The following is a 12,311-nucleotide window of genomic DNA, read 5'->3' on the forward strand; positions in this document are numbered from 1 at the left end:
CCAACTGGTCACCGGAAGGGTCTGGAAAGGCTCGGCCTTCGGTGGGGTGAAGGGGCGCTCCGAGCTTCCCGGCTACGTGCAGCGCTACATGGACGGCGAGATCAAGATCGACGAGTTCATCACCCACGACTTGCCCTTCGAGCAGATCAACGAGGCCTTCGAGCTGCTGCACGCCGGCAAGAGTATCCGTACCGTGCTTCGCTATTGAGACGCGTCCGGAGCCACGTGAATGACACGCGCCCGGAGCCACGTGAATGACACCCGTCGCTTATTAGTCACGCCCGAAGCCGCGTGACGCGCGATGAAAGCAATACGCGCCGCTTTTTTCCTGCGCCTGGAGAGAGTTATGACTATGACTGAGAAGCTCGAACTGGTATCGGCCAACAAGAGCTTTGGTGGCTGGCACAAGCGCTACCGGCACCGCTCGCGGGCGCTTGACTGCGAGATGGTATTCGCCATTTTCCTGCCACCCCAGGCCGAGACCGAGCGGGTGCCGCTGTTCTGGTGGCTGTCGGGGCTGACCTGTACCGATGAGAACTTCATGCAGAAGGCTGGGGCTCACCGTGTGGCGGCAGAGCTGGGTATTGCCATTGTCTGTCCGGATACCAGCCCCCGCGGTACCGATCTGCCGGGTGAGCACGATAGCTACGATCTCGGCTCCGGTGCCGGATTCTACGTCAATGCCTCCCGTGAGCCTTGGAAGACGCATTATCGGATGTATGACTACGTGACCGAGGAGCTGCCCTCTGTGGTTCGGCAACACTTTCCGCTCAATGGGCGTGAGGCCATCAGCGGACACTCCATGGGCGGTCATGGCGCCTTGATCATGGCGCTGCGTCGACCTGGCCACTATCGCTCGGTCTCGGCGTTTGCGCCGATCGTCAACCCCAGCCAGTGCCCTTGGGGGCGCAAGGCCTTCCACGAGTACCTGGGTGATGACCCCGGCAGCTGGACCCAGTACGATGCCTGCGAGCTGGTGGCCAAGGGCGCGTCGAGTCAACCGCTGTTCATCGATCAGGGGGAGGAGGATGATTTTCTTGACGAGCAGCTCAAGCCCGAGCGACTCGAGGCGGTTTGCCATGCACACGATCACCCACTGACGCTGCGTCGCCAGCCGGGGTATGATCACAGCTACTACTTCATCGCCAGCTTCATCGAGGACCACCTGCGCTATCATGCCGAGTATCTCTTCAAACGCTGATCAACAAACGCTGTCAGGCGTGGCATGATCCGCGCCGTTTTCTTTCGTGTCCTGCGCTGGGCGGCCCTGGTCGGGGCCGCCTTCGTCGTCTTGTCGCTGGTGCTGGTACTGATGATGCGCTACGTGCCGGCCTACGGCTCGATGGTGATGCTGGAGCGCAAGGTCGAGGCCTGGCTTTCCGGCGAATCGCTACCCATCCAGCATCAGTGGCGCTCATGGGAGGAGCTCTCCGACCATGCCAAGCTGGCGGTGATTGCTGCCGAGGATCAACGCTTTCCCGATCACCGGGGTTTTGATGTCGCCGAGATGCGGCGCGCCTGGGAAGCGAGCCGCTCCGGCGCACGCCTGCGAGGTGCCAGTACCATCAGCCAGCAGACTGCCAAGAACCTGTTTCTCTGGACCGGGCGAAGCTGGGCCCGCAAGGGGCTCGAGGCCTGGTTTACCCTGCTGATCGAAACGCTGTGGCCCAAGGAGCGAATCCTCGAGGTCTACCTCAATATCGTCGAGTGGGACAATGGTGTATTCGGTCTCGAGGCCGCCGCACAGCACTATTTCGGTGTGTCGGCCACCCAGGTGAACGAAGTGCAGGCGAGCCGGCTGGCCGCGATACTGCCCAATCCTCGAGCCTGGGATGCCGCTCGGCCGGGCCCACACACGGAGCGTCGCAGTCAGTGGATACGCCAGCAGATGCGCAACCTCGGCGGCCCGACTTACCTGCAGCGGCTGGCCGTCGACTGAGTCGATGATGGCGTCATGCCTGGCTTGCCGGCTTGTAGCGAACGGCCAGCACGACGCCGAAAATGGTGACGACCATGCCCACCAGCCCTATCAATGGCAGTCGCTCATCGAACAACCACCAGGCCTGCAGTGCCGTGACCGGTGGCACCAGATAGAAGAGACTTGCCACCCGGGAGGCTTCGCCGCGACGGATCAGCGCCATCAGCAGCAGGATTGCGCTGATCGAGAGCACCAGTACCAGCCAGGCCATGGTCAGGACGAAGGTGGGGGTCCAGTCGATGCTGCGCTCCTCGAACAGCAGGGCGCCGAGGCCCAGCAGGCAGCCTGCCGCCAGGTATTGCACCACGGTGCCGGAAAGCAAGGGCATGCCGGTACAGAAGCGCTTCTGGTACAGGGTGCCCAGGGTAATCCCCGCCAGCGCGGCCAGGATGCTGGCCAGGGCGCCCAGGCCGAAGCCTTGAAACAGCGCCGCCCCCGGGTCTAGCTTGCTGCCCAGCACCATCACGATACCGGCAAGCCCCAGCAGCAGACCGAGCCACTGAATCGCAGAAATTCTCTCGCCCAGCAGCGGGCTGGCCAGAGTGGCCGTCAGCAGTGGCTGCAGGCCCACCAACAGCGCAGCCAGGCCTGCCGGCATGCCCAGGTAGATCCCATAGAAGACGCCGCCCAGGTAGGCGCCGTGCACCAGCATCCCGGAAACGCCGATATGCCCCCATAGTCGGGGGCCTTGTGGCCAGCCGCCCTTGAACAGTTTGACCAGCGGCACCAGCAGCATGAGGGTCAGCACGAAGCGCACGAACAGGAAGGTGAAGGGTTCGGCATGGGGTAGGCCGAACTTGGCGCCGATGAAACCGGTACTCCAGAGGATCACGAACAGTATTGGCATACCTGCCAGCAGAACGGTATCGAGCCGGGAGTGGAGGGGAGCGCTCATTGACAGACAGCATCCTTGTGCAAATAAAGTAGGGACGGTGGTAGGGACGATACTGCGTCCTGGGGCCGGGTAGAAGCTAGCAGGGTAAGTATTTCTGGCATGGAAGCACTACACTCCGTTACATGAAAGTTTTGAACCCATGCTTTTCCCTTGCGTCACAGTCCCACGTACCGCAACACACCCACGCAATACGTTTGGAGGTATTTCATGCAACGGATGACTGCACTGTTCTCGGCCGCTCTGCTCACCGCCGGTCTCATGGCCGCTCAGGCACACGCTCAGGACGCAGCGCAAGATCCGGCGGCCGATCCGCAGCAGCCGCCGCAAGCCGCCGCCCCCGCCCAGGATTTTTCTGACGACCAGCTGCAGCAGTTCGCCGATGCGTCTCAGGATATCGCCGTGATTTCCCAGGAGTACACCGAGCGCCTGCACGCCGCCGAGGATGAGCAGACTCAGCAGGAAGTGCGCATGGAAGCCAATGACAAGATGGTGGAAGTGGTCGAGGACAGCGGTCTCGACGTGGATACCTTCAACGCTATCGGTCATGCCATTCAGCAGGACCCCGAGCTGATGCAGCGTGTGCAGCAGATGGCCGAGCAGTCATGATGTGATGCCGCCATTGGCAGCGTGAAGACGAAAGGCCACCTCCGGGTGGCCTTTCTGCTATTCGGGAGTCGTATACGGCGCTTTACAGCCGGGCAGTGCCTTACACACTGGTCGCTACTTTATCTTGCGCTGCTAGCGGGGTGACGCATGGAAGTGGAGCTACGGGAAATTCGTCAGCACATGAGTCGCTTTCCTCCCTTCGAGAGCCTCTCCGACGATCTGCTCGATGAATTGGCAGGACAGGTGGAGGTGGGCTATTTCAAGGCGGGTAGCGATATCCTTGTGCTCGAGCAGGAACTGCATGAGCTGTGCTATATCCGCAGCGGCGCCGTGGAGGTCTATCGTCGCAACGGCGATCTCTACAATCGCCTGGGTGAGGGGGACATTTTCGGCCATTTCAGCCTGCTGCGAAATCATCGGGTTCGCTTCCCGGCGCGGGCGCTGGAAGATACGCTGATCTACTTCATTCCCGAGCCGCTGTTTCATCGACTCTGCGAGGCCGACGAGCATTTCGCCGACTTCGTGGAACTGGGCCGGCCACGCATGGAGGCCGCGGTAGAGCAGCACAAGCAAGCCAATGACATGATGATCACCCGGGTACGCAAGCTACTGACGCGCTATCCGGTCATGATCGTGGCCACCACGACGGTACAGGAAGCGGCCCGCCAGATAGGGGGCGCCCAGGCCTCGGCGGCACTGGTACTGGATTCGCCGGACGACAACCCGCGCTACACCTTCACCGATAGTGAAGACCGTCCCTGGATGGTCCGGGGCATCCTGACCGACAGTGACTTTCGCACGCGGGTCGTGGCCGAGGGCCTACCGCCTGATACCCCCGTCGGCGAACTGCTCGGCGAGCGGCTGATCACCATCCAGTCCGACGAATCGGTGCATGAGGCGATGCTGTGCATGCTGCGCAACAACATTCACCATTTGCCGGTGCTGCACCGTCGCCGACCGGTGGGTATCGTGCACCTCTCGGACATCATCCGCTACGAAACCCACAGCAGCCTCTACCTGGTCAGTAATATCTTCAACCAGTCCAGCGCCGAGGGGTTGGCCAAGCTGGCCCCCGATGTGCGTGCCGCCTTCGTGCGCATGGTGGAAGAGGGCGCCAATTCGCAGATGGTAGGCAGTGCCTTGTCGACCATAGGCCGCAGCTTCACCCGGCGTTTGCTGGAACTGGCCGAAGAGGAGTTGGGGCCGCCGCCGGTTCCCTACTGCTTCATGGTCAATGGTTCCATGGCTCGCAACGAGCAGTCCATCGTCACCGACCAGGATCATGCCCTGGTGCTCTCCGACACCTTCGATGCCAAACGACACGACGCCTATTTTCTGGCCTTGGCACAGCGGGTCAGCGATGGTCTCGATGCCTGTGGTTACACCTACTGCAAGGGCGACGTGATGGCCACCAACGCCAAGTGGCGCCAGCCCCTGGCGGTATGGAAACGCTACTTCAGCGACTGGATCGACAACCCCACTCCCGAACGGCTGCTGCACAGCTCGATCTTCTTCGACCTGGACAGCAGCTTCGGTGAAGAGGCCTATGTCGAACAGCTTCAGGACCTGATAGCTCAGAAGGCCCCAAGGAGCCCACTGTTTCTGGCGGCCATGGCGCGAAATGCCTTGAACCGTACGCCGCCGCTGGGTTTTTTCCGGACCTTCGTGATGGAAAAGGATGGCAAACAGAACAACTCTATCAACCTCAAGCGACGCGGTACGGCTCCCATGGTCGACCTGATCCGGGTGCATGCCCTGGCTTGCGGCACTCAGGCCCAGAACAGTTTCGAGCGCCTCGATGCCATCGGTAACACCCAGTTGCTGGCACCGGGGGCCGGCGAGAAGTTGCGCTATGCACTGGAGCTGATAGCCATGGCACGGATACGCCATCAGGTCATCGATATCCAGCAGGACCGGGTGCCCGACAACAACATCGAGCCGGAGAACGTCGAGGATAGCGAGCGGCACAACCTCAAGGACGCCTTTCAGGTCCTGAGCAACGCACAGAAGTTCCTCAAGTATCGATACCCGATCCCGGCCCGCGCCGGCCGGTCTCGCTAGGTCATGCCCCCGTATCGTCTGATGCCACAGCGCTCGCTTCCCGACTGGCCGGGGTATCTTGCCGCGCGAGCCGGCGAGGCCTCGCGCCCTGAGCTGGCCCGCTACTTTGCTGCCGGCTGCCCGCCCCCGGAGATCCCCATCGGCGAGGTGCCCCTGGTGGCGCTGGACATGGAGACCACCGGGCTCGATGCACGTCGCCACGATATCGTCAGCATTGGCCTGGTGCCTTTCACCCTAGAGCGAATTCACTGGGCCGAACGTCGCTATTGGCTGGTGCGACCAACCCGCACGCTGTCCAGCGAGTCGATCACCTTCCATCACATCACCCATTCGGAAATCGCCGAGGCCCCGGACCTGGCGGCGGTGCTGCCCGATCTGCTCGAAGCCATGGCCGGCCGCCTTGCGGTAGTGCACTTCCGACATATCGAGCGGCCGTTCCTGGATGAGGCGGCCAAGTCGCGGCTGGGTGAGGGGCTTCGCTTTCCCGTCATCGATACCATGTCACTGGAAGCGCGGCGACACCGGCTCTCGCTCTGGGCACGCTTTCGCCGCTGGATGCGCCGGCCACCGGTATCGATACGCCTGGGCGACAGCCGGGCACGCTATGGCCTGCCCGCGTACCAGGGCCACCATGCGCTGCTCGATGCCCTGGCCACGGCCGAGTTGTTCCAGGCCCAGATCGCCACTCACTACCGACCCCAGGTAGCGGTTGGTGAGCTTTGGAGCTAGCGGCCTCGGCGGCAGCGCGTGAGTTGGCCATGGACACGTGCGGTATTCCAGCGTTCAGGATCGAGTCGGTGGGGCGAGAATGGTCACTATCGTCCGTAAGTTGGTCGGCTACCATTTGGGGCTGGCAAGCGAGGTAGCGCCGTCATGATCTCCTCACAGAGCGAGCCTGAAGAGCCGGGGCTCCTTGGTGCTGCAGGCAATATCCAGCCCTGCGGCTGGCTGCTTGTGCTCGACGCGGACGCCGACACCGTGCTCAGGGCCAGTGCCAACCTGACCGAGCTGACATCCCTGCCCATGACGGAGGTATTGAACGCGTCGCTAGCCCAGTTGCTGGGTCGGCGGCTGGCAAGGACCCTGAAGCGAGATATCCGGGGCCGGTCGCGCATGTCGGCGCCGCTGGCCGTCACTCGCAAGGTCGCCGGTTCGACGCTTCGTGTTCAAGTCAGTGCCCACCGACGTGATGATCGTATCGTGGTGGAGATCGAGCCGCGTCGCTCCCAGGGGCAGCGGCGCCTCATGGGGCAGGTCAACGAGTGGCTGAGATGTATTGGTGAAACCGACAGCATCGAGACGTTGCTGAATACCCTGGTCGAAGGGGTGGCCCATCTCACCGGCCATGAGCGGGTGCTGGTCTGCCGTTTCGATGCCGACCGCCATGGCAAGATCATTGCCGAGCACTGTGGCGACGGAGTGCCCTCCTTGCGTGGCCAGCATTTTCCCGCCAGCGATTTCCCGGCCCAGGCACGGCGGCTCTTCGAGGAGAGTCCGGTACGCAGCGTGCCCGACGTACAGGCGGCGCCGGTGGCGGTGCTGACGCACGAATCGGCGCGGAGAAACCAGCGTGAGGACTTGAATGCCAGCGTACTGCGTGCGGCATCACCGGAGCAGGTAGGCTATCAGGAGCATCTCGGGGTCGGCGCCATGCTCTCCATTGGCATTCGTGGGCAGCATGGGTTATGGGGCCTGCTGGTCGGGCACGGCCTGGGCCCGGTGCCGCTGGCGCCAGCAGTTCGCGAGGCGGCCAAGGTGCTGGTGCAGATGGCCTCCCAGCGACTGTTCCTGCTTCGTGCGAGGCAGGAGGCCCGTTATCTGCAGCGGGTACAGGACAGCCGTGACCTGCTGACCCGGGAACGCCAGCGCCTCTCCAGTCCGGAAGCGCTGGTAAGGCGACACGGGGCTGAGTGGTTGCTTCTGTTTCGTGTCCAGGGGGTCGCACTGCTCCATGACGGGGCGCTATTCGGCTTCGGTGAGGTGCCGGCTCATGGCCCCCTGCTTGACCTGGTGACGAGTCTGGAAGCCGAGCATATTCATGACGGTCCCTGGTACGCTTCAGAGATGGCATCGCACACGTTCACGAAAGGCTGGCACTGGATGGTGTGTGTGGCCTGTTGGCCGTGCCGCTGCGGCTCAACCCCGGGCGTCGTGACTGGCTGCTGTTCTTTCGTCATGAACAGATCGAGACCCTCTACTGGGCCGTTGCGCCCAGCCGGCTTCGCCAGCAGCAGCGACGTGAACCCGTCTCAGAGCCGCCTCTGCCTGGCCGTCACTCCGCCTGGCGAGAAGAGGTGAGTGGGCGCAGTATTGCCTGGGAGCGGATCGAACGTATCGCGGCGGTAGCCCTCGGCGAAGACCTGGCACTGGCGGCCTCAGTCCACGAAGTGGACCGGCTCAACGCCCGCCTGCGACAGGAGCAGCAGGCCCTGGGTGAGGCCAATCGCCGACTGGAGCAGTTGGCTCACTTCGACAACCTCACCGGTGTCTGGAATCGTTACCGGGTCGAGCAGGCGATCGATTTCGAGCTGGGTGCCGCCGAGCGTTACGGGCGCGTCTTCGCCCTGCTGCTGTTCGATGCCGACCACTTCAAGCGCATCAACGACCGGTTCGGCCATGAAATGGGAGATCATGTCTTGAGGGTGTTGTCGCAGGGCGTATCGCAGTCGCTGCGCAGCTGCGACCACATGGGGCGCTGGGGAGGCGAGGAGTTCGTGGTGCTGGCGACCGAAACGGGTCGCGAGGCGGCGCTTGGACTTGCCGAGCGGCTGCGCAGGCTGATCGCGTCGCTTGTCTTCGAGGGTTTGTCCCAGACGATTACCGCGAGCATTGGCGTGGCGCTGTGGCAGCCCGGGGACAGCCGCAAGACCCTGGTCAAGCGGGCGGATCAGGCGATGTACCGCGCCAAGAGCGAAGGCCGCGACCGGATCTGCCTGGCTCACATCGACGAGGCCAACGACACGACGCCTGCTGCTTCTGCCACGTAAGCGGTCGATCTCCGGCTCAGGCGGGCCTAGAGCCAGAGATCGGCAAAGGTCTTGCCGTCCACCGGCCTGCCGTAATAGAAACCTTGGACACCGCTGCAGCCCAGTGCTTTCAGCGCCTCGGCCTGCTCGGCCTCTTCGACGCCTTCGGCCACGGTATGCATCCCCAGGGTCTCGGCCATGGCGATAATGGTGGCAACGATGGCGTGATCGTGACTGCTCTTGAGCATGTCTTGTACGAAGGACATATCGATCTTCAGCGTATCGGCGGCAAAGCGCTTGAGATAGGTCAGCGATGAGTAACCGGTTCCGAAATCGTCGATTGCCAGGCCGAAGCCTGCATCATGCAGGGCGCGGGTGATGCGCACGGTCTGCTCTGGGTTGCGCATCAGGCCGCTCTCGGTAAGCTCGAGGCCGAGACGCCCGGGGGCCACGCGGGTTGCGAGGCGTTGGACATGCTCAGCCAAGCGTGGGTCGTCCATCTGCTGGGCCGAGACATTGACACACAATCGACCGTCAAACGGCTTGTCCTGGGCATCCCAGGCATGCAGCTGATTGCACGCCTCGTCCAGCACCCAGTCACCCAGCTGCCGGATCAGCCCTGCTCCTCGGCCAAGGGGATGAAGGTTCCGGGGCTGACATGGCCGAGAATCTCGTCATGCCAGCGGCAGAGGGCTTCGGCGCCTTTCAGCTTGCCACTCTTGAGGCAGAACTGGGGCTGGTAGTGCAGCGTGAGGCGACCCTGGTTCAGTGCCTCGATGAAGCGTAGCTGCAGAAATTCACGCTGATGAAGCTCATCGGCCATGTTGGTATTGAAGAAGCGTGTCCGGCTGTCGTCTCGCTTGGCATGATTGAGCGCAATACTGGCGTGCTGGAACAGTGACTGGGCATTATCGGCATCACGCGGGAAGAGTGCCGCGCCGACGCTGGCAGAAATCGAGAAGCTGCGGTCAGCGATCTGGATCGGTGGCGATAGGCTATTGCGGTAACGCTCGATCGCATGCGCCATGGCGGCTGGGCGCGTATTGGTCAGCAGTACCATGAACTCGTCCCCCCCCAGGCGAGCAACGAACTCGCCGGGTTCGGCCTGGGCTCCGAATCGGCCGGCGATATCGGCCAGCAGCAGGTCACCTCGTTCATGGCCCTGGGTATCGTTGATCTGACGGAAGCGCTGAAGGTCCAGATAGAGCAGCCCCAGGCTCTTGCCTTGAAGCTGGGCCTGGTCGCACGCCTCTTGAAGTCGCTCCATGAAGTGGCGTCGGTTGGGCAATCCCGTGACGCTGTCCCAGTAGATGAGCTGCTCGATATGCTGGTCACTGCTGCGGCGGGTTTCCTCCGCCATGCGACGTGCCATCTCGGCGCCCGCCTGGGTGGCGGCGATGCGCAGCACCTCCGGTGCAAAGGCGGGCAACGATAACGGGCGATTGCACATCAGCGCCAGCAGGCCGAGCAACTGTCCACTCGGCGCTCGGAGGGGGATGCCCATGTAGCTTTCTGCACCGAGCTCCCTGATCAGCCATTATCGGGGAAACGTTCGCGAAGGCTGTCGGGGAACTGGCAGAGCTCGTCGTTCAAGACATGCTCGCAAGGTGTGCCGACCAGCTCGTAGGCTGCGGCTGGCAGCAGATTTCCCCGGGACCACAAGGCAGCGGTGAGAATGGTCTTGCCATCGGGCATCACCTTGCCAATCAGAACATGGTCCCCATCGAAAATCGAAGCGATGCGTTCGACCAGGTGATCGAATGCCTGTGGAGTGCCGGCTTTGCCCAAGCCATCGGCGAGCAGACGGAAGGCGTCTTCGGGTGCCATCATGGGCGTAGAACGGCTCCTTTATCGTAATTGTCATGTGGGCTTACTGAAATATGCCCGATGCGAGAACGGGTTACCAGTGGCCGAAGGCCTTATCCCGGTGGCCTTGACTAACAGCACTATCCTGATGTCGTGAAACCTGCATAGTCGCGCGTCACTCGTGTGCTCGGCTTGAAGCGAGTCATCATAGCAGGGTCTAGCGCCTTGAGGGATGCTGAAAAAAGGCGGCCCCAGGGCCGCCTTTTGTCACACTTTTAACTTTTCAGGCCTGGTTCAAGCTCAGCTTCGTGGTTCGCTCATCAGGCCCTTGACGATGGCATAGCAGGCGACCAGAAGCACCAGCGTGAAGGGCAAGCCGGTGGAAATCACCGCGGCTTGAAGGGCCGCCAGACCGCCACCCAGCAGCAGGGCAATGGCGATGGCGCCCTCGATTACCGCCCAGAAGAGGCGCTGGGGCTTGGGTGCGTCGACCTTGCCCCCGGCGGTGATGGAATCGATCACCAGCGAGCCGGAGTCCGACGATGTGATAAAGAACACGATCACCAGGGTGATGGCGATGAAGGAGGTGATCTCGGTCAGCGGCAAGCCGGCCAGCATCACGAAGAGTGCATCCGCCTCGCCCTCGAAGGTACCGGCGAGCAGCTGTTCGATGCCGGCGCTGCCGAAGGAGGTCATCCACAGCACGGATACGGTGGACGGTACCAGCAGCACCGCGATCAGGAATTCGCGCACGGTGCGCCCGCGGGACACCCGAGCGATGAACATGCCGACGAACGGTGACCAGGAAATCCACCAGGCCCAGTAGAAGGCGGTCCAGCCCTGGCTGAAGTTGGCATCTTCGCGGCCGAATGGGTTGGAAAGCGCCGGCAGGTTGACGATGTAGCCCATCAGGTTCTGAAAGAAGCCGGTGGCAATCATCAGCGTCGGGCCGACGATGATCACGAAGGCGAGCAGCAGGAACGCCAGACCCATGTTGATCTGAGAGAGGCGCCGCACACCCTTGTCGACCCCCAGGAAGATCGAGCCCATGGCCACGATGGTGATGCTCACGACCAGCAGCACCATGGTGACGTTGTTGTCGGGAATACCGAACAGATCGTTGAGGCCGTTGGTGGCCTGTTGGGCGCCGAAACCGAGGGAGGTCGCGAGGCCGAAAAGGGTGGCGAATACTGCCAGGATATCGATCACATGGCCCGGCCAGCCCCATACGCGCTCCCCCAGGATCGGGTAGAAGATCGAGCGCATGGTCAGTGGCAGCCCCTTGTTGAACGAGAAGATCGCCAACGCCAGCGCCACGATGGCGTAGATACCCCAGGGGTGTAGCCCCCAGTGGAAAATCGTCGCGGCCATGCCTAGCGCAACCGCCGCTTGTTCGTTGCCCTCGGCGCCGCCAAGCGGGGCCCAGTCCGTCCGCACGCCGTTCTCGGTAGCGATTCCCCCCAAGGCGGCCTGGTAGTGGTCCATGGGCTCGGAGACGCCAAAGTACATCAGGCCAATGCCCATGCCGGCGGCGAACAGCATCGAGAACCAGCCGATGTAGCTGAAGTCCGGTTTGGCGTCCTGACCGCCGATACGCACCTTCGCCAGGGGTGTGAAGATCAAGATGATCGCGAGAAGAACGAAGATATTGGCGGCCAGCAGGAAGAACCAGGCCATGTTCCCGGTCAGGAAGCTAAAGGTGGCAGAGAAGAGTGGCGCGACCTGATCCTGCAGTGCCAGGGTGATGATCACGAAGAACAGCACCACGATCGACGAGAACACGAAGACCTTGCCGTGCAGGTCCAGGTTAACGCCCATCGGCGAGGCGGTAATGTTGTCCTGTCCGATGACGTAATCGGTATCGATGAGGTTCGCCGGTCCCTCCGGGGCCGGAATGCCTTCGGAGCCGCTGTTCGGCTCCTTGTCGTTTTCGTCTTTGTGTGGGTTGGCCACGAGACGTCTCCCTTGCAATTGGTGTCGTCGGGTTTATGGCGGCATG

At 62.4% G+C, this 12,311-nt stretch carries 9 protein-coding genes and 3 pseudogenes; 8 read left to right on the top strand and 4 right to left on the bottom strand.

Annotation, left to right across the window (positions count from 1 at the left end):
- The 3 genes and pseudogenes from Q427_RS14285 to mtgA form a co-directional block, all read left to right on the top strand.
- A pseudogene (locus tag Q427_RS14285) lies at positions 1-208 on the top strand (S-(hydroxymethyl)glutathione dehydrogenase); the annotation flags it as partial.
- 138 nt (positions 209-346) lie between these two features.
- Positions 347-1,201 (top strand): S-formylglutathione hydrolase, encoded by an 855-nt coding sequence (gene fghA / locus Q427_RS14290; protein ID WP_043515044.1) that lies wholly within the window; start codon positions 347-349, stop codon positions 1,199-1,201.
- A 24-nt stretch (positions 1,202-1,225) separates the two neighbouring features.
- A complete protein-coding gene (gene mtgA, locus Q427_RS14295; RefSeq protein ID WP_043515047.1) occupies positions 1,226-1,939 on the top strand; it encodes a monofunctional biosynthetic peptidoglycan transglycosylase in 714 nt (237 codons plus the stop codon).
- Between the two features lie 13 nt (positions 1,940-1,952).
- Here mtgA and Q427_RS14300 read toward each other — a convergent pair whose 3' ends face one another.
- Positions 1,953-2,873 (bottom strand): DMT family transporter, encoded by a 921-nt coding sequence (locus Q427_RS14300; RefSeq protein ID WP_043515049.1) that lies wholly within the window; start codon positions 2,871-2,873, stop codon positions 1,953-1,955.
- Between the two features lie 207 nt (positions 2,874-3,080).
- On the opposite strand from Q427_RS14300, the gene Q427_RS14305 reads away from it, so the two are divergent.
- The 5 genes and pseudogenes from Q427_RS14305 to Q427_RS34150 all read left to right on the top strand — a co-directional run bounded on the left by Q427_RS14305 (position 3,081) and on the right by Q427_RS34150 (position 8,527).
- Positions 3,081-3,479: a DUF4168 domain-containing protein gene (locus Q427_RS14305; RefSeq protein ID WP_043515051.1), complete on the top strand. Its 399-nt coding sequence runs from the start codon at positions 3,081-3,083 to the stop codon at positions 3,477-3,479.
- A 147-nt stretch (positions 3,480-3,626) separates the two neighbouring features.
- The gene (locus Q427_RS14310) at positions 3,627-5,540 is read left to right on the top strand and encodes a DUF294 nucleotidyltransferase-like domain-containing protein (protein WP_043515053.1); all 1,914 of its coding nucleotides are present in this window, start codon (positions 3,627-3,629) and stop codon (positions 5,538-5,540) included.
- 3 nt (positions 5,541-5,543) lie between these two features.
- Positions 5,544-6,269: a 3'-5' exonuclease gene (locus tag Q427_RS14315; RefSeq protein WP_043515056.1), complete on the top strand. Its 726-nt coding sequence runs from the start codon at positions 5,544-5,546 to the stop codon at positions 6,267-6,269.
- 144 nt (positions 6,270-6,413) lie between these two features.
- Positions 6,414-7,262, top strand: a pseudogene (locus tag Q427_RS34145) (GAF domain-containing protein); the annotation flags it as partial.
- 401 nt (positions 7,263-7,663) lie between these two features.
- Entirely contained in the window at positions 7,664-8,527 is an 864-nt protein-coding gene (locus Q427_RS34150; RefSeq protein WP_231613708.1) for a GGDEF domain-containing protein, read from the top strand.
- 26 nt (positions 8,528-8,553) lie between these two features.
- Here the strand turns inward: Q427_RS34150 and Q427_RS36940 are convergent.
- The 3 genes and pseudogenes from Q427_RS36940 to Q427_RS14330 form a co-directional block, all read right to left on the bottom strand.
- A pseudogene (locus tag Q427_RS36940) lies at positions 8,554-10,010 on the bottom strand (putative bifunctional diguanylate cyclase/phosphodiesterase).
- Positions 10,011-10,036: 26 nt separating this feature from the next.
- Positions 10,037-10,336: a hypothetical protein gene (locus Q427_RS30235; RefSeq protein WP_081786015.1), complete on the bottom strand. Its 300-nt coding sequence runs from the start codon at positions 10,334-10,336 to the stop codon at positions 10,037-10,039.
- A 276-nt stretch (positions 10,337-10,612) separates the two neighbouring features.
- Positions 10,613-12,265, bottom strand: a complete 1,653-nt coding sequence (locus tag Q427_RS14330) for a BCCT family transporter (RefSeq protein ID WP_043515059.1) — start codon at positions 12,263-12,265, stop codon at positions 10,613-10,615.
- Positions 12,266-12,311: the final 46 nt, after the last annotated feature.

It is taken from the genome of Halomonas sp. BC04, assembly GCF_000568385.1.